Source organism: Pseudomonas sp. 7SR1 (assembly GCF_900156465.1).
Taxonomy (GTDB): domain Bacteria; phylum Pseudomonadota; class Gammaproteobacteria; order Pseudomonadales; family Pseudomonadaceae; genus Aquipseudomonas.
The window spans coordinates 5,580,303-5,597,424 of sequence record NZ_LT707064.1 but is presented as its reverse complement, the minus strand read 5'-3'; the positions used below and the strand labels follow the sequence as shown (position 1 = coordinate 5,597,424).

At 63.2% G+C, this 17,122-nt stretch carries 13 protein-coding genes; 5 read left to right on the top strand and 8 right to left on the bottom strand.

Features of this window, described 5'->3' with window-relative positions; translation table 11 throughout:
- Positions 1–3: 3 nt before the first annotated feature.
- Together ccoO and ccoN are read right to left on the bottom strand one after the other, a co-directional pair.
- Positions 4–612 carry a cytochrome-c oxidase, cbb3-type subunit II gene (gene ccoO / locus BW992_RS24590; RefSeq protein WP_072389040.1) on the bottom strand — a complete coding sequence of 203 codons (609 nt, stop codon included), beginning with the start codon at positions 610–612 and terminating at the stop codon, positions 4–6.
- A 10-nt stretch (positions 613–622) separates the two neighbouring features.
- Positions 623–2,047, bottom strand: coding sequence for a cytochrome-c oxidase, cbb3-type subunit I (gene ccoN / locus BW992_RS24585; protein ID WP_076407228.1), 1,425 nt, complete (start codon positions 2,045–2,047; stop codon positions 623–625).
- Between the two features lie 95 nt (positions 2,048–2,142).
- Here ccoN and BW992_RS24580 point away from each other — a divergent pair, with 95 nt between their 5' ends.
- Positions 2,143–2,841, top strand: coding sequence for an alpha/beta family hydrolase (locus BW992_RS24580; protein ID WP_076407227.1), 699 nt, complete (start codon positions 2,143–2,145; stop codon positions 2,839–2,841).
- 144 nt (positions 2,842–2,985) lie between these two features.
- Here BW992_RS24580 and BW992_RS24575 read toward each other — a convergent pair whose 3' ends face one another.
- The 3 genes from BW992_RS24575 to acnA all read right to left on the bottom strand — a co-directional run bounded on the left by BW992_RS24575 (position 2,986) and on the right by acnA (position 8,265).
- Positions 2,986–4,551 carry a methyl-accepting chemotaxis protein gene (locus BW992_RS24575; protein WP_072389033.1) on the bottom strand — a complete coding sequence of 522 codons (1,566 nt, stop codon included), beginning with the start codon at positions 4,549–4,551 and terminating at the stop codon, positions 2,986–2,988.
- Positions 4,552–4,627: 76 nt separating this feature from the next.
- The gene (locus BW992_RS24570; protein WP_072389031.1) at positions 4,628–5,416 is read right to left on the bottom strand and encodes a CPBP family intramembrane glutamic endopeptidase; all 789 of its coding nucleotides are present in this window, start codon (positions 5,414–5,416) and stop codon (positions 4,628–4,630) included.
- A 107-nt stretch (positions 5,417–5,523) separates the two neighbouring features.
- A complete protein-coding gene (gene acnA / locus BW992_RS24565) occupies positions 5,524–8,265 on the bottom strand; it encodes an aconitate hydratase AcnA (protein ID WP_072389029.1) in 2,742 nt (913 codons plus the stop codon).
- A 171-nt stretch (positions 8,266–8,436) separates the two neighbouring features.
- On the opposite strand from acnA, the gene rlmM reads away from it, so the two are divergent.
- Together rlmM and tusA are read left to right on the top strand one after the other, a co-directional pair.
- On the top strand, positions 8,437–9,510 hold the full coding sequence (rlmM, locus tag BW992_RS24560) for a 23S rRNA (cytidine(2498)-2'-O)-methyltransferase RlmM (RefSeq protein WP_076407226.1): 1,074 nt from the start codon (positions 8,437–8,439) through the stop codon (positions 9,508–9,510).
- 182 nt (positions 9,511–9,692) lie between these two features.
- The gene (gene tusA, locus BW992_RS24555; RefSeq protein WP_072389025.1) at positions 9,693–9,944 is read left to right on the top strand and encodes a sulfurtransferase TusA; all 252 of its coding nucleotides are present in this window, start codon (positions 9,693–9,695) and stop codon (positions 9,942–9,944) included.
- Here tusA and BW992_RS24550 read toward each other — a convergent pair.
- A complete protein-coding gene (locus BW992_RS24550; protein ID WP_072430350.1) occupies positions 9,941–11,344 on the bottom strand; it encodes an MATE family efflux transporter in 1,404 nt (467 codons plus the stop codon). The genes tusA and BW992_RS24550 overlap by 4 nt on opposite strands.
- A gap of 162 nt (positions 11,345–11,506) precedes the next feature.
- Between BW992_RS24550 and pdxB the strand changes: the two genes are divergently transcribed.
- Positions 11,507–12,649, top strand: a complete 1,143-nt coding sequence (gene pdxB, locus BW992_RS24545; RefSeq protein WP_072430351.1) for a 4-phosphoerythronate dehydrogenase PdxB — start codon at positions 11,507–11,509, stop codon at positions 12,647–12,649.
- Positions 12,650–12,755: 106 nt separating this feature from the next.
- On the opposite strand, the gene BW992_RS24540 is transcribed toward pdxB, so the two are convergent.
- Positions 12,756–12,935, bottom strand: coding sequence for a PA1571 family protein (locus BW992_RS24540; protein WP_003199629.1), 180 nt, complete (start codon positions 12,933–12,935; stop codon positions 12,756–12,758).
- A gap of 259 nt (positions 12,936–13,194) precedes the next feature.
- Here BW992_RS24540 and BW992_RS24535 point away from each other — a divergent pair, with 259 nt between their 5' ends.
- Positions 13,195–14,967, top strand: a complete 1,773-nt coding sequence (locus tag BW992_RS24535; protein ID WP_076407225.1) for an ABC transporter transmembrane domain-containing protein — start codon at positions 13,195–13,197, stop codon at positions 14,965–14,967.
- Positions 14,968–15,079: 112 nt separating this feature from the next.
- Here BW992_RS24535 and BW992_RS24530 read toward each other — a convergent pair whose 3' ends face one another.
- Positions 15,080–17,008 carry a transglycosylase SLT domain-containing protein gene (locus BW992_RS24530; protein WP_072389017.1) on the bottom strand — a complete coding sequence of 643 codons (1,929 nt, stop codon included), beginning with the start codon at positions 17,006–17,008 and terminating at the stop codon, positions 15,080–15,082.
- Positions 17,009–17,122: the final 114 nt, after the last annotated feature.

The window sequence follows — 17,122 nt, the reverse complement described above, 5'->3', positions numbered from 1 at the left end:
GGCTCACCTCTTGCTCTTGATGGCAGTGCCGAGCACTTGCAGGTAGGCCACCAGCGCGTCCATTTCGGTCTTGCCCTGGAGCGAGGCCACGCTGGCGCTGATGTCATCGTCGGTGTACGGCACGCCCAGGGTGCGCATGGTGCGCAGCTTGGCTTCGGTATGGCTGCTGTCCACCGCCTTGGTCACCAGCCACGGGTAGGCCGGCATCTTCGACTCGGGCACGACGTTGCGCGGGTTGTACAGGTGGGCGCGGTGCCAGTCATCGGAGTAGCGCGCGCCAACCCGGGCCAGGTCCGGACCGGTGCGCTTGGAACCCCACAGGAACGGATGGTCCCAGACGCTTTCGCCGGCGACCGAGTAGTGGCCGTAGCGTTCGGTCTCGGCGCGGAATGGACGGATCATCTGCGAGTGGCAGCCGACGCAGCCTTCACGGATATAGATGTCGCGGCCTTCCAGTTGCAGGGCGGTGTAGGGCTTCATGCCGTCCACCGGCTTGTTGGTCACGTCCTGGAAAAACAGAGGAACGATCTGGGTCAGGCCACCGATGCTCACGGCCAGGACCATCAGCAGCATCAGCAGGCCGACGTTTTTTTCGATTGTTTCGTGTTTCATGGCGGACTCCTCAGGCCATCTGCGCGGCAGCGGCGGCTTCGGCAGGCTGGTAGGCCCGCACGGTGCGCCAGGTGTTGTAGGCCATCAGCAGCATGCCGATGAGGAAGATCGCCCCGCCTGCCAGCCGCACGACGAAGCCGGGGTGGCTGGCCACCAGGGTTTCGACGAAGGAGTAGGTGAGGGTCCCGTCTTCGTTCACCGCGCGCCACATCAGGCCCTGGGCGATGCCGTTGACCCACATCGAGGCGATGTAGAGCACGGTGCCGATGGTCGCGAGCCAGAAGTGCGCGTTGATCAGGCCGATGCTGTGCATCTGCGCGCGGCCGAAGACTTTCGGGATCATGTGATACAGCGCGCCGATGGAGATCATTGCCACCCAGCCGAGGGCGCCGGCGTGTACGTGGCCGATGGTCCAGTCGGTGTAGTGGGAGAGGGCGTTGACGGTCTTGATCGCCATCATCGGACCTTCGAAGGTCGACATGCCGTAGAACGCCAGGGACACCACCAGGAACCGCAGGATCGGGTCGCTGCGCAGCTTATGCCAGGCGCCGGAGAGGGTCATCATGCCGTTGATCATGCCGCCCCAGCTCGGTGCCAGCAGGATCAGCGACATCACCATGCCCAGGGACTGGGCCCAGTCCGGCAGCGCGGTGTAGTGCAGGTGGTGCGGACCGGCCCAGATGTACAGGGTGATCAGCGCCCAGAAGTGCACGATGGACAGGCGATAGGAATACACCGGACGCTCGGCCTGTTTCGGCACGAAGTAGTACATCATCCCCAGGAAGCCTGCGGTGAGGAAGAAGCCCACGGCGTTGTGGCCGTACCACCATTGCACCATCGCGTCCGTGGCCCCGGCATACACCGAGTAGGACTTGGTGAGGCTCACCGGCAGTTCCAGGTTGTTGACGATGTGCAGGATCGCCACGGTCAGGATGAACCCACCGAAGAACCAGTTGCCCACGTAGATGTGCTTGGTGTTGCGCTTGGCCACGGTCCCGAAGAACACGATGGCGTAGGCGACCCAGACGATGGTGATCAGGATGTCGATCGGCCATTCCAGTTCGGCGTATTCCTTGGAGCTGGTGTAGCCCAGCGGCAGGCTGATGGCCGCCAGCAGGATCACCAGTTGCCAGCCCCAGAAACAGAATGCGGCGAGCTTTGGCGCAAACAGCTGGGTCTGGCAGGTGCGCTGCACCGAATAGAACGAGCTGGCGAACAGGGCGCAGCCACCGAAGGCGAAGATCACCGCGTTGGTGTGCAGCGGGCGCAGGCGGCCGAAGCTGGTCCACGGTAGATCGAAGTTGAGCTGTGGCCAGACCAATTGGGCGGCGAGAAAAACCCCGAGCCCCATGCCGACGATGCCCCACACCACCGTCATAATGGCGAATTGGCGGACCACCTTGTAGTTGTAGGCGGTACTGATAGAAGTGTTCATGGTTCCCCATCCACGGTTCAGCCGAAGAGCGCGCCTGCGCAAGGCAGCGGGGCATCTTCGCCTGGAGTTATAGGCAGACTGAAAGCGAGGCAAGCATGGACAAACAGCACAAGGCCAGTATTGACGGGGATCAATGGGCGCGGTGCGTGGCGCAAAACGGTTGGTTATGGACCGCCGCGCAACCGGCCTCGCATGCCGGGGCGCCAACCCTGATCCTGGCCCACGGAGCCGGTGCGCCGATGGACAGTGGTTTCATGGACGAAATGGCCGCGCGCCTTGCCGCACATGGGGTCAACGTGTTGCGCTTCGAGTTTCCCTACATGGCCCAACGGCGCCAGGACGGTGGCAAGCGTCCTCCGAACCCGGCACCGAAACTGCTGGAGTGTTGGCGTGAGGTGTACGCCACGGTGCGGCCTTATGTCGCTGGGCGGCTGGCCATTGGCGGCAAGTCCATGGGCGGGCGGATGGCGAGTTTGCTGGCCGATGAGCTGGGCGCTGACGCGTTGGTGTGCCTGGGGTATCCCTTCTATGCGGCGGGCAAGCCGGAGAAGCCACGGGTCGAGCATCTGGCGGGACTGAAGACCGCCACCTTGATCGTCCAGGGCGAGCGCGATGCGTTGGGCAACCGTGAAACGGTCCAGGGCTATACCTTGTCACCGGATATCGAAGTGCTGTGGCTGGTGGCGGGGGATCATGACTTGAAGCCATTGAAGGCTTCTGGATTCAGCCATGAGCAGCATCTGGAGACGGCGGCGAGCAAGGTGGCAGCATTTCTCCAATCAACGCTTGGTTGACGACCATGGCCTCATCCCGAGCAGGCTCGCCCCCACAATTGCGATGCACCTGGACGGACGATCCATGACCTTGTGGGAAGAGACTGGGAGGCAATAAAAAACCGGAAGCTTTCGCTGTCCGGTTTTTTTTGAGGCAGGCATCTGTCAGCGGTTGAACCGCTCCACCAATGAGTACTGCGTATTGGCTGTACGGGTCAGTTCTTCGCTGAGCAGCGCCGAGTTGTGGGCCTGGTCCGAGGTCTGGTCGGCCAGTTCCGAAATGTTGCTGATGTTGCGACTGATCTCTTCGGCCACAGAGCTTTGTTCCTCGGTGGCGGCCGCGATCTGGGTGGTCATGTCGGTGATGTTGGCCACCGCTTCGCTGATCCCCACCAGCGCCTGGTCGGCCTCCATGACGCGTGCCACGCCTTCCTCGGCCTGGCGGTGACCGGCGTCCATGGTCTGCACGGCATTGTTGGCCGTCTGCTGGAGCTTGGCGATCAGGGCATGGATCTGCCCCGTGGATTCGCTGGTGCGTTGCGCCAGTTGCCGCACTTCATCGGCCACAACGGCAAAGCCGCGGCCCATTTCGCCGGCACGGGCCGCTTCGATGGCGGCGTTCAGGGCCAGGAGGTTGGTCTGGTCGGCGATGCCCTTGATCACATCCACCACGCCACCGATCTCGTCGCTGTCCTTGGCCAGCTGGGTCACGGTCTGTCCGGTCTCGCCCACCACCACCGACAGGCGCTCGATGGCTTCGCGGGTTTCCCCGGCGATATCGCGGCCACGACCGGTCAGTCGGTTGGCTTCCTGGGTCGCGTCGGCGGTGCGTTGCACGTGACTGGCGACTTCCTGGGTGGTGGCGGCCATCTGGTTGACCGCCGTGGCCACCTGTTCGGTCTCCACTCGCTGGCGTTCCAGGCCGCTGGAACTGTTGTGGGCCAGCGCGTTGGACTGTCGCGCCTGGTCGTTGAGGTGCTCGGCGGTATCCTGCAGGCGGGTCAGGCAGGTCTTCAGGCGCGCTTCCTGGCTGAGGATGGACATTTCCAGGCGTGCCTGGACCCCACGGCTGTCGGTGTACATCTGGGCGATCAGCGGGTCGGAGGTGGTCTGCTCGGCCAGGCGCAGCAGGCGCTTGATGCCCCGTTGCTGCCATTGCAGGCCCATCAGGCCCAGGGGCACCGACAGCAGGGCGGCCAGGGCGAAGCCCCAGGAGGAGTTGAGGAAGGCGCCTACGATGAAGCTCAACTGGCTCACCAGGATGAACGGCAGCCAATCCTGCAGTATCGGGAGCCACTTGTCGCTCCGCGGGACGGCCGGCTTGCCCTGGTTGATGCGTCGGTAGAGCGCTTCGGCCCGGGAGACCTGCTCGGCGGTGGGCTTGACGCGCACCGACTCGTAGCCGATCACCTGGTTACCCTCGAATATGGGCGTGACGTAGGCGTTGACCCAATAATGGTCTCCGCTCTTGCAGCGATTCTTGACGATGCCCATCCATGGCAAGCCTTGTTTCAGGGTATTCCACATATGGGCGAACACGGCCGACGGGACGTCGGGGTGGCGCACCAGATTGTGAGGCGAACCGATCAGTTCTTCCTTGGAAAACCCACTGATCTCGACGAATGCGTCGTTGCAGTAGGTGATCACTCCCTTGGCATTGGTGGTGGAAATCAGTCGTTGTTGGGCCGGGAAGGTCCTTTCGCGTTGGGTGACAGGTTGGTTGTTACGCATGGTGTGTAGATCCGCAAGGCTTTGAAAGGTTGTCGGCCACGTCAGGTATTTATTGAAGTTATTTTCCCCATCGGTTTCACGCCAGCATCGGGTATGTAAACAAAGTGAAATGAATCAGGTTCAGGCCGAAGTGCGTGGCGATCGCAGCTCCCAGGCCGCCGAAGCGATACGCCAGGCCGTAGCCGAGCCCCGCGAGGCCCGACAGCAGCACCCATTCCCAACCAGCACCGGCGTGTACCAGGCCGAACAGCAGCGAGGCCAGGAGCAACGCCAGGTTGTCGCCATGGGCCAGGTGCTTGAAGCGCCGGCTCAGGCCCCCCTGAATGTAGCCACGAAACAGCGCTTCCTCCACCAGCGTCACCAATAAAAGATTGTTGAGAACCCACAGCCACGCATGGTCCGGCCATTTCGGCGCCCATTGGATCATGCCCAGCAACATGGCCCCACCCAAGGCCAGGATCGCGCTCAGCGCCAGCCCCAGGGCCGTCGCATGGACCGACAGGCGAAACCCGCGCCGACCGACGATCCAGGGGCATGCCAGCAACAGCCAGAAGCCGATCAGTGGCTTGTCCTGATTGAAATACATGGCGAATGGCGCGGCATCCGCGGTCAGGCGTTGTGCCGGGATGGCCCGTCCGTTGAAGAAGCCCGGCATCCAGTGCAACGCCAGGGCCAGGGCCATCACCAGGAACAGGGCGTGGCCGAGGAAGCGGCCGACAGGGGTCTGCTGCTGGCGGACCGCGTACCCGGCGAACAGCAGCAGGGCGACCGAGATCAGGGCGGTCCAGGCCAGTTGGCCATAGGCCACGGCCAGGCAGTAGCCGGCGGACAGGAGGGCCAGGTAAGGCCAGGGTAGGGCGGGCATAGGACATCCTTGAATCGAAGCGAGAGCGGCAAGACGGCGGAATTATAGGCAGCCCCAATACAAAAACACCGCCTGAAAGAGGCGGTGTTTCTGTAGGAGGGGTCTTTTTAGGCTGCGATCAGTTGCCGTAGGACATAGTGCAGGATACCGCCGGCCTTGAAATATTCCACTTCATTCAAGGTATCGATGCGGCACAGCACTTCGATCCGCTCCTGGCGACCATCCTCGCGGGTAATGACCAGAGGCAGGTTCATCCGTGGTGTCAGTTCGACGTCGCTCAGCCCAAGGATATCCAGGGTTTCCTTGCCGGTCAGGTTCAGGCTCTTGCGATTCTGGTCCAGCTTGAACTGCAGTGGCAGCACGCCCATGCCCACCAGGTTGGAGCGGTGGATGCGCTCGAAGCTTTCGGCGATTACCGCCTTGACCCCCAGTAGATTGGTGCCCTTGGCCGCCCAGTCACGACTCGATCCGGTGCCATATTCCTGGCCGGCGATGACCACCAGCGGCGTGCCTGTGGCCTGGTACAGCATCGCGGCATCGTAGATCGGCATTTTCTCGCCGTTGGGAATATAGATCGTATTGCCGCCTTCCTCACCGCCCAGCATCTCGTTGCGGATCCGGATATTGGCGAAGGTACCGCGCATCATCACCTCGTGATTACCGCGCCTTGAGCCATAGGAGTTGAAGTCCCGCGGTTCCACGCCCTGTTCGCGCAGATAACGGCCAGCCGGGCTGTCGGCCTTGATATTGCCGGCCGGGGAAATATGGTCGGTGGTGACCGAGTCCCCGAGCAGGGCCAGGACCCGGGCGCCCTCGACGTTTTGGATGACCGGCGGTGGCCCGCCGATGCCGTCGAAGAACGGCGGATGCTGGATATAGGTCGAGTCCGACTGCCAGACGTAGGTGGCTGCCTGCGGCACCTCGATGGCCTGCCATTGCTCGTCGCCGGCGAACACGGCGGCATATTCCTTGTGGAACATGCTGGTATCCACCTTGGCCACGGCTTCGGCCACTTCCTGGCTGCTGGGCCAGATGTCCCGCAGGTACACGGGTTTGCCGTCCCGGTCGTTGCCCAGGGGTTCGCTGCCGATATCGATGCGCACCGTGCCCGCCAGGGCATAGGCCACCACCAGGGGCGGCGAGGCCAGCCAGTTGGTCTTGACCAGCGGATGCACGCGGCCTTCGAAGTTGCGGTTGCCCGACAGGACTGAGGCTACCGTCAGGTCGGCCTTCTGGATGGCCTTTTCGATCGGCTCGGGCAATGGTCCGGAATTACCGATGCAGGTCGTGCAGCCATAGCCCACCAGGGCGAAACCCAATTGGTCCAGATACTCGGTCAACCCGGCGGCCCGGTAGTAATCGGTGACCACCTTGGAGCCGGGCGCCAGGGAACTCTTGACCCAGGGTTTGCGGGTCAGGCCTTTCTCCACGGCTTTCTTCGCCAGCAGCCCGGCGGCCATCATCACGCTGGGGTTGGAGGTGTTGGTGCAGGAGGTGATGGCGGCGATCACCACCGCGCCGTTCTTCAGGCGATGGGTCTGGCCTTCGAATTCATACTCGGCTTCTCCCACCTGATCGGCATTGCCCACCGCGACGCCGCCACCGCCTTCGCTTTCCAGGCGGCCTTCTTCCTTGCTGGTGGGTTTGACCTGCAACCCCAGGAAGTCGTCGAACGCCTGGCCGACGTTGGCCAGCGAGACCCTGTCCTGAGGCCGTTTGGGCCCTGCCAGGCTGGCGTCGACGCTGCCCATGTCCAGCTCCAGGGTGTCGGTGAACACCGGTTCCTGGCCAGGCAGCCGCCACAGGCCCTGGGCCTTGCAGTAGGCTTCCACCAGTTTCACGGTGTCCGCCGGTCGCCCGGACAGGCGCAAGTAGTCCAGGGTCACGTCGTCCACCGGGAAAAATCCGCAGGTGGCGCCGTACTCGGGGGCCATGTTGGCGATGGTGGCGCGGTCGGCCAGGGGCAGATCGGCGAGGCCGTCGCCATAGAACTCGACGAATTTACCCACCACGCCTTTCTTGCGCAGCATCTGCGTGACGGTCAGCACCAGGTCGGTGGCGGTAATGCCCTCGCGCAGCTTGCCGGTGAGTTTGAAACCGATGACCTCGGGAATCAGCATCGACACCGGCTGGCCGAGCATGGCGGCCTCGGCCTCGATCCCGCCGACGCCCCAGCCCAGGACACCGAGGCCATTGATCATGGTGGTGTGGGAGTCGGTGCCCACCAGTGTGTCGGGAAAGGCGTAGGTGCGTCCTTCTTCTTCACGGGTCCACACAGTGCGTCCCAGATATTCGAGATTGACCTGGTGGCAGATGCCAGTGCCCGGCGGGACCACGCTGAAGTTGTCGAAGGCGCTCTGGCCCCAGCGCAGGAAGGCGTAGCGTTCGCCATTGCGCTGCATTTCGATATCGACGTTCTGCTCGAACGCCTGTTGGCTGGCGAACTTGTCCACCATCACCGAGTGGTCGATCACCAGGTCCACCGGCGACAGTGGATTGATCCGCTGGGGATCGCCGCCGGCCTTTTCCACGGCGGCGCGCATGGCGGCCAGGTCGACGACGGCCGGGACGCCGGTGAAGTCCTGCATCAGCACCCGGGCCGGGCGATACTGGATCTCGCGGTCGGAACGTCGTTCTTTAAGCCATCCGGCCAGGGCCTTGAGGTCGGCCCCGGTGACGGTCTTTTCATCTTCCCAGCGCAGCAGGTTCTCCAGCAGGACCTTGAGAGACATGGGCAGCCTGTCCAGGTCGCCCAGGCTTCGGGCAGCATCCGGCAGGCTGAAATAATGGTAGGTCCTGGCGTCGACTTGCAGCGTCTTGAGGGTTTTCAGGCTATCGAGGGAGGGCATTGAGATCACTCCTTTGAGTCCGCACGGCTACGGACTGACGGAACAGACAGAGCCTTTAACCTAGCCCTGATTTCAAGTAATGACTAATCACAGGACACCGCGGGCAGGTTTGGGGTTCCGAACTCCGCTATGATGCGCCGGTTTCGTGACAGGCTTTGCTACGGAGTTTCAATGAACACGCTTTTCATGCATTGCCGGCCGGGTTTCGAGGGAGAAGTCTGCTCCGAAATCGCCGAACACGCCGCGCGCCTGAACGTGGCCGGCTATGCCAAGGCCAAGCCGGCCAGTGCTTGCGCAGAATTCGTCTGTACGCAAGACGAGGGTGCCGAGCGATTGATGCGCGGCCAGCGTTTTGCCGATCTGATCTTCCCTCGCCAATGGGCCCGCGGCACCTTCATCGAGCTGCCGGAAACCGACCGCATCAGTGTCATCCTGTCCCACATGAGCGCATTCCCCATCTGCGGCAGCCTGTGGCTGGAGGTGCTGGACACCAACGATGGCAAGGAGCTTTCGAACTTCTGCAAGAAATTCGAGGGGCCCTTGCGCAAGGCGCTGATCGGGGCCGGCAAACTGATCGACGATGACGCCCGGCCGCGTCTGCTGTTGACCTTCAAGAGCGGCCGTGAAGTGTTTCTCGGGCTGGCGGAAGCCGACAACTCGGCAATGTGGCCCATGGGCATCCCGCGCCTGAAGTTTCCGCGGGAGGCGCCGAGCCGCTCCACGCTCAAGCTTGAAGAGGCCTGGCACCATTTCATACCCCGGGACCAGTGGGACGAGCGGCTGCACAGCGACATGACCGGTGTCGACCTGGGCGCCGCGCCGGGTGGCTGGACCTGGCAGCTGGTCAATCGCGGCATGCTGGTGACCGCCATCGATAACGGTCCGATGGCCGAGAGCCTGATGGAAACCGGCCTGGTGCAACACCTGATGGCGGATGGCTTTACCTTCAAGCCGAAACAACCGGTGGACTGGATGGTCTGCGACATCGTCGAGAAGCCGGCGCGCAACGCGGCGATGCTGGAGGAGTGGATCGGCGAGGGTCACTGTCGCGAGGCGGTGGTCAATCTCAAGCTGCCAATGAAGCAGCGTTATGCCGAAGTCAAACGTCTGCTCGAACGCATCGCCGATGGTTTCAAGGCGCGAGGCGTCAAGGTGCAGATCGGCTGCAAGCAGCTGTATCACGACCGTGAGGAGGTGACGTGCCATTTACGGCGGTTGGACACGAAGAAGCCGAAGTCCCGCTAGCCCTCGGAATTGATGCAGTTCCTTGTGGGAGCGAGTCTCGATGACGTCGGTACATTCAACATGGATGCAAGCTGACCCACCGCTGTCGCGAGCAAGCTCGCTCCCACAGGAGGCAGTGTGAAGCCAGGGGTGACCGAGCGCCGACATTGCGCGACAATGCCCGCCAGTTTCAGGAGTGAAAGATGAGTCAGATGAACGATACGCCGGTCGACGGCACCCTGGATGCCAGCGGTCTCAATTGCCCTGAGCCGGTGATGATGCTGCACCAGCACATCCGCGACCTGGTGCCGGGCGGGCTGTTGATGGTGATTGCCACCGATCCCTCGACCCGCCGTGATATTCCCAAGTTCTGCGTGTTCCTCGACCACCAATTGGTGGCCCAGGACGAAGAGAACGGCACCTACCGCTACTGGATCCGCAAGAAGCTCGCTTAACCCGCCGAGCGGCTGATGCGGATCTGCTTGCGTGCGCTGCGGGCCAGGCGGATCGACAGCATCAGCGCCGCGCAGCTCAAGCCAACGATCAACCCCTGCCACAGCCCGCTCGGGCCGCTGGCCGCCCCCAGCCAATCGGTCAGCCCCAGGGCGTAACCCACCGGCAGGCCGATGCCCCAATAGGCGAACAGCGTCAGGATCATCGTCACCCGAGTATCCTGGTAGCCGCGCAAGGCACCCGCCGCCGTCACCTGGATGCCATCGGAAAACTGGAACAGCGCCGCGTAGACGATCAGCATCGACGCCACTTCGATCACCACGGGGTCGGCGGTATAGATCGAGGCGATGGGGCCACGCAAGCCGAACATCAGGCTGGCCGACAGGCAGGCGTACGCCAGGGCGGCCCCCATGCCGACGCCGGCGGCAAAGCGTGCTTCCCGAGGCTGGCGTCGCCCCAGGGCCTGGCCGACCCGCACCGTCACGGCCATGCCCAGGGAATAGGGGATCATGAACACCAGGGAGCTGAAGTTCAGGGCGATCTGGTGCCCGGCCACCACCGTAGCGCCCAGGCTGCCGATCAGCAGGGCGATCACCGCAAAGATGCTCGACTCGGCGAACACGGCGATGCCAATGGGCAGGCCGATGCCCAGCAGGCGCTTGATGACCGTCCACTGCGGCCAGTCGAAACGGCTGAACAGACGGCTCGATCGATAGGCCGGTGCCCAGCGCGCCCAACCGGCCATGCCCAGGGCCATGACCCACATGACGATGGCCGTGGCCCAGCCACAACCGACGCCCCCCATGGCCGGCACGCCCAGGTGCCCATAGATGAAGATGTAATTGAGCGGGATGTTCAGTGCCAGCCCGCACAACCCCAACACCATCGCGGGTCGAGTGCGGCCCAGGCCGTCGCTGAAGCAGCGCAGTACGTGGTACAGCGCCACCGCCGGCAGGCCGGAACCGATGCCCCGCAGGTATTCCATGCACGGTCCGACCAGTTCGGGGTCCACCTTCATGAGGTGCAGGATCGGTTCGGCGCTGTACAGCGCCAGTGTCGCCAGCAATCCCACTGCCAATGCCAGCCACAGCGCCTGGCGCACCAGCGGTCCGATCTCGTCGAAGGTCCCGGCGCCGAAGCGCTGGGCAACTTTGGGCGTGGTGGCCAGCAATGTCCCGGTCATCAACAGGAACACCGGCACCCAGATGGAGTTGCCCAGTGCCACCGCCGCCAGGTCCCGTGGACCGACACGGCCGGCCATCACCGCATCGACAAAGCCCATGGCGGTGGTCGCCAGCTGCGCCACCATGATCGGCAATGCCAGGGCCAGCAGCGTCTTGAGCTCCAGGCGGACCCGGGCCGGGCGGGAGAGGGTGACGGCGGTGTCGATTACAGGATTCACAGGCGAAGCGTCCGAGAAATAGCATGAAACGGCGGATTCTACGCCTTGACACGGCGGTCAGGAAAAAACCTGTGTTGTGGATTTGTAATCGCCTGCTCGACTTGTGAATGCACGGGCTGAGCGGAACGCCTACACTGCCCATCCCGCCAAAGGAGCTCTGCCATGCTGATCGTCGCCGACGAAAACATCCCCCTGCTCGATGCATTCTTTCAAGGTTTCGGCGAGATTCGCCGGGTACCGGGGCGGGGCATCGACCGGGCGCTGGTCGCCCAGGCCGATATTCTGCTGGTGCGTTCGGTCAGCCAGGTCAACCGGGCGCTGCTGGAAGGCAGCAAGGTGCGCTTCGTCGGTACCTGCACCATCGGTACCGATCACCTGGACCTGGCCTACTTCGCCGAGGCCGGTATCCGCTGGGCCAGCGCGCCGGGTTGCAATGCCCGTGGCGTGGTGGACTATGTGCTGGGCAGCCTGATGACCCTGGCCGAGATCGAAGGCGCGGATTTGCGTCAGCGCACCTTCGGCGTGGTCGGCGCGGGCCAGGTGGGCGGGCGCTTGATCCAAGTGCTCAGGGGGCTGGGCTGGACGGTGAAAGTCTGCGATCCACCTCGCCAGGCCGCCGAGGGCGGGGACTATGTCAGCCTGGAGCAGATCATCGAGCAGTGCGACGTGATCAGCCTGCACACGCCATTGACCCGCGATGGCGGGCAGCCGACCTGGCATCTGTTCGACGAAGCACGCCTGAACATGCTCAAGCCTGGCACCTGGTTGATCAACGCCGCGCGTGGGCCGGTCATCGACAACGTCGCGCTGCGCAGCGTGCTGCTGGAGCGCGAAGACCTGCAAGCGGTGCTGGACGTCTGGGAGCAGGAGCCGACGGTGGATGTGGACCTGGCCGACCTGTGCGTGATCGCCACGCCACACATTGCCGGTTATAGCCTTGACGGTCGCCAGCGCGGCACGGCGCAGATCTACGCGGCCTTGTGCGATTTCCTGGAGCGCCCGGCGCAAGTCAGCCTTGCCGACCTGCTGCCCAGGCCATGGCTGGGTGGCATCACCCTGGATGCCGCGACGGACCCGGCCTGGGCCTTGGCGGCGCTGTGCCGCAGCGTCTACGACCCACGTCGCGACGATGCAGATTTTCGTCGCAGTCTCGTCGGCACGGTAGACGAACAGCGCCGCGCTTTCGATGCCTTGCGCAAGCATTACCCGCCACGCCGGGAGATCGACAGCCTGAAGGTGCACATCGAAGGGCACTCCCCGGCATTGCAGCAGATCGTGACCGCGCTGGGGGCCACCGCGGAATAGGGCCGTTTACGTGGCGCGATGGGGCTGGGATGACAGATAAGTTGCCTATCCAGGCAGGCAGAAAAAACCCGACGTCGAGGTCGGGTTCAGTTGAAGACGGGCTGTATCACTTTTGTTCGGCAGGCTTGACCAGTCGTTTCTCCAGCTCGCTGCAGGCTTTCTGGATCATGTCTTCGGTGATCGGGACTTCGCGCCCTTGGGCGTCGATGAACGAGCAGCCCAGGGACTGGTCCGGTTGCGTGCGGATCACTTGAATCTTGTCGTCGCTGCTGTGTTGCAAGGACATGGCCTGTCTCCTCATCAGGTTGTGTGCCTAGTTTAGTGTCGCCAGGTGACCGAGCCATGACACTCCTTGTAGGTTCATGGCGACACCTTCACTCAAACAGAAACATCGTTGCGTTTCCACCCAGACTTTAGACCGATAACATCTAGTCACTAGTCGTTGTGGTCATATTTAACCTGACTCATTCTGATTCAACTTGGTTCCGCTGTGTTTTCGGCACCGTTGCCGATCCCGTTCCCGTTGCATTATCGGACGTTCCTGAATGCTTTCTTCTCGACATCGCCGGGCCATTGGCCTGGCCAGTGGTTTTATCGCCCCCTACCGCAAGCAGGTCGCCGGTGCCTTGCTGGCCCTTATCGTCACGGCGGGCATAACCTTGTCCATGGGCCAGGGCATCCGGTTACTGGTAGACCAGGGCTTCATGACCCGTTCCCCTCATCTGCTCAACCAGTCCATCGGGTTGTTCATGGTGCTGGTGGCGGGGTTGGCGGTCGGCACCTTCGCCCGCTTCTACCTGGTGTCCTGGATTGGCGAGCGGGTGGTGGCCGATATCCGCCGCCAGGTGTTCAACCACCTGGTGTACTTGCACCCGGGGTTCTACGAGAACAACCGCAGTTCCGAAATCCAGTCGCGCCTGACCGCAGATACCACCTTGCTGCAATCGGTGATCGGTTCTTCGCTGTCGTTGTTCCTGCGCAATGCCTTGATGGTGGTCGGCGGCATCGTGCTGCTGTTCGTCACCAACCCCAAGCTCACCAGCATCGTGGTGATTGCCTTGCCGCTGGTGCTGGCGCCGATCCTGGTTTTCGGGCGCCGGGTGCGCAGCCTGTCCCGCGAGAGCCAGGACCGCATCGCCGATGTCGGCAGCTACGTCGCCGAAACCCTGGGCCAGATCAAGACCGTCCAGGCCTACAATCATCAGGTCCAGGACGAGGCACGTTTCGCCGTCACGGTGGAGCAGGCTTTCGACACGGCTCGCAAGCGCATCGCCCAGCGGGCCTGGCTGATCACGCTGGTGATCGTGCTGGTGCTGGGAGCGGTAGGGGTCATGCTCTGGGTGGGCGGCATGGACGTGATCGCCGGACGGATTTCCGGCGGTGAACTGGCTGCTTTCGTGTTCTACAGCCTGATCGTCGGCAGTGCCTTCGGCACCTTGAGCGAGGTGATCGGCGAGCTGCAGCGGGCAGCCGGTGCCGCGGAACGCATCGCCGAACTGCTGCGCTCGCAGAACATCATCCAGCCTCCAAGCTCGGGCCTGGTGACCTTGCCCCCGCGGGTGCGGGGTGATCTGCGTCTCGAGGGCGTGCGTTTTTCCTATCCCTCCCGGCCGGAAAGCTACGCGGTCGATGGCCTGGACCTGAGCGTCAGGGCTGGTGAGACCCTGGCCCTGGTCGGGCCGTCCGGGGCGGGCAAATCCACCGTGTATGACTTGTTGCTGCGATTCTACGACCCACAGCAGGGCCGGATCCTGATCGACGACGTACCGTTGACCCGGCTCGATCCGCTGGACCTGCGGCGTCATTTCGCCCTGGTGTCGCAGAATCCGGCACTGTTTTTCGGCACCGTGGAAGAAAACCTCCGCTACGGCAATCCCCAGGCGACCTCCGCGCAGGTACGCGAGGCGGCGCAGATCGCCCACGCCCATGACTTCATCGAAAAAATGCCCGATGGCTACCAGACCCACCTGGGCGATGGTGGCCTGGGGCTGTCCGGTGGCCAGCGTCAACGCCTGGCCATCGCGCGGGCGCTGCTGGTGGATGCACCGATCCTGCTGCTGGATGAGGCCACCAGCGCCCTCGATGCGCAAAGCGAACACTTGATCCAGCAAGCCCTGCCCAGTCTGATGAAGAACCGTACCACCCTGGTCATCGCCCATCGCCTGGCGACGGTGAAGAACGCCGACCGGATCGCGGTGATGGACCAGGGCAAAGTGGTTGCCGTGGGCACTCATCAGGAGCTGGTGGCCAGCAATGCGCTGTATGCGCGGTTGGCGGCGTTGCAGTTCGATGCTGGCCGGGAGTCGGCAACTGGCTGAGGACTGCCGCCGTAAGGTCCGGTAACCGACAAAAAAATGCCCGTGGCTTTCTATACGGGCATTTTTTTCGCTTTTGAGGAACCGCTTGCCACTTGAAGCTCGACGCTAACCCTCACTGATCATCGAAGTACCGCTCGTGCCAATCCACCAACGGCTGCGGCGAGTTGAGTTTCTGGCCGTAGATCACCGAGTAGGACAACACGTTCTGCACGTATTGGCGGGTTTCATCGAACGGGATGCTTTCGACCCAGACGTCGAAGCTCAGGTGATCGGCGCCACGCAGCCACTGGCGTACGCGCCCGGGGCCGGCATTGTAGGCGGCCGAAGCCAGTACGCGGTTGCCGTTGAACTGGCTGTGCACCTGGCTCAGGTAGGCCGCGCCCAGCTGGATGTTCTTGTCGGGGTTCAATACCTGCTGTGGCGAGGCCAGGGGGATGCTGAACTTGCGCGCGGTCTCCTTGGCGGTGCCGGGCATCAGTTGCATCAGGCCGGCGGCACCGACGCTGGAGCGGGCGTCATCCATAAAGGCACTTTCCTGGCGGGTGATCGCGAAGACCCAGCTCGAATGCAGGCCACGAACCTTGGCCTCGCGCACCAGGGTCTCGCGGTGGGCCATCGGGAAGCGGATGTCCAGGTCGTCCCAGTACTTGGCCTGGCTGATGGTGCGGATCGCCGGGAAATACCATTTCAGGTCATAGGCGAGTTTCGCCTGGGCGACCATTTCCTCCCGGCTGAAATGCCGGCTGACGTGGTACCACTCGCGGCGACCGTCGACGATCTGCCCGCGGGCATGAAACTCCAGCGCCCGGCGTACGCCTGGGGTATTGCGCACCTTGTTGACCAGCGCCTGGCTCATCACCAGCGGTTTGTTGACCAGGGAGTAGGGCGACTGGGAGCGGTCGGCGGCCAGGAACCCGTAGAAGTCCCGCTCACGCGCCAAGTGCTTGTAAAGCGCCTGTGCCTCGGGGTTCTGCGGTTGCGCCAGTTCCAGGCTACGGGCCTGCCAGTAGCGCCAGCGGTTGGTGGTGGCCAGCGACTCGGGCAGGCGCCGGCTCAATTCATAGGCCTCATTCCAGCGACCCAGGCGCAGCAACAGGCGCAGGCGCCATTCCGACACGGTGTCGTCCCGCAGCTCCGGATCGTATCTGGTCATCACGTCCAGGGCACGACTGTCGAAACGCTTGGCCAGGGTCAGGCCGATCTCCCGGGCGATGGCGACCTTCTCGTCGCGGGAAAAGTGCATGGTGCTGGCGTAGCCGTCCAGCAATGCCATGGCTTTGTCAGGATCCTGGCGGGCGAGGCGGCGCAGGCCGAGGCTGACGATATCGGACATGGGTTCGTCCGCCGGGCTGAAGCGCGACGGCTGGTTGAGCAGTTCGGGTTTCTGCGCCACGTCCACCAGCAATTTGCCTCGGGGGGCGAGGGTGGTCAGGCCGCTGACCAGGCTGTTGGCCAGCGGATAGTTGCGGGCCTGGGCGGCCAGCTTGGCCCGCTCCCAGCGTTTCTGTTCCGTCAACTGGCCCTGGGAGGCCCACAGGCCGAACAGCGCGTCGCACGCCTGCGGCTGGGACTTGCCGGTGAGCCAGAGTTTCTCGGTGTTGGCGTAGCCTTCGGCCTTCAAGCCATGGGTGAGCTGGTATTGGGCATTGAGGCAGTCCAGTTCGGTGAAGTTGAGCTTGGGGTCGTAATACTTGACGAAGGTCTGCCAGTCGCCGCGTTCGCTCAGCCAGCGCAGCCAGCGCAACTTCATCCAGTTGGCCTGGGGCAGGTCACCGTGTTCAGCGAGGAACTTCTCGATTTCGGCGTTGCTGGCGCTCTTGAGGCGCGCGGTCAGTTCGTCATAGGCCAGGTACGGCTCCAGCGGATAGTCGCGCAAGGCCTGGCTGTAGCGCAAGTACGGGCCGGAGTCGCCCTTGGCCAGGGCACGCTTGGCCTCATCGTAATACTGGCGTTGAGTGGAGATATCCACCGCCTGGGCGGTCTGGATGGCAGTGGCACACACGAAAAAACAGGACAAGACACTAAAAAGGCGACTGCGCATGATACGTCCGGGCAGAAAAAACATGACAAGCCCAAGGGAAAACCCAGGGTAACTGTCTGTAGCTTAGCCTTTTGCCAGCAAGCGGCGAAAGCTTTGCGGGGCCATCGGTGCAAG

What these genes read in the sequence shown, in the direction of transcription:
- ccoO (WP_072389040.1), bottom strand. Translation starts at nt 612, where the DNA reads ATGAAACACGAAACAATCGAAAAAAACGTCGGCCTGCTGATGCTGCTG.
- ccoN (WP_076407228.1), bottom strand. Translation starts at nt 2,047, where the DNA reads ATGAACACTTCTATCAGTACCGCCTACAACTACAAGGTGGTCCGCCAA.
- BW992_RS24580 (WP_076407227.1), top strand. Translation starts at nt 2,143, where the DNA reads ATGGACAAACAGCACAAGGCCAGTATTGACGGGGATCAATGGGCGCGG.
- BW992_RS24575 (WP_072389033.1), bottom strand. Translation starts at nt 4,551, where the DNA reads ATGCGTAACAACCAACCTGTCACCCAACGCGAAAGGACCTTCCCGGCC.
- BW992_RS24570 (WP_072389031.1), bottom strand. Translation starts at nt 5,416, where the DNA reads ATGCCCGCCCTACCCTGGCCTTACCTGGCCCTCCTGTCCGCCGGCTAC.
- acnA (WP_072389029.1), bottom strand. Translation starts at nt 8,265, where the DNA reads ATGCCCTCCCTCGATAGCCTGAAAACCCTCAAGACGCTGCAAGTCGAC.
- rlmM (WP_076407226.1), top strand. Translation starts at nt 8,437, where the DNA reads ATGAACACGCTTTTCATGCATTGCCGGCCGGGTTTCGAGGGAGAAGTC.
- tusA (WP_072389025.1), top strand. Translation starts at nt 9,693, where the DNA reads ATGAGTCAGATGAACGATACGCCGGTCGACGGCACCCTGGATGCCAGC.
- pdxB (WP_072430351.1), top strand. Translation starts at nt 11,507, where the DNA reads ATGCTGATCGTCGCCGACGAAAACATCCCCCTGCTCGATGCATTCTTT.
- BW992_RS24540 (WP_003199629.1), bottom strand. Translation starts at nt 12,935, where the DNA reads ATGTCCTTGCAACACAGCAGCGACGACAAGATTCAAGTGATCCGCACG.
- BW992_RS24535 (WP_076407225.1), top strand. Translation starts at nt 13,195, where the DNA reads ATGCTTTCTTCTCGACATCGCCGGGCCATTGGCCTGGCCAGTGGTTTT.
- BW992_RS24530 (WP_072389017.1), bottom strand. Translation starts at nt 17,008, where the DNA reads ATGCGCAGTCGCCTTTTTAGTGTCTTGTCCTGTTTTTTCGTGTGTGCC.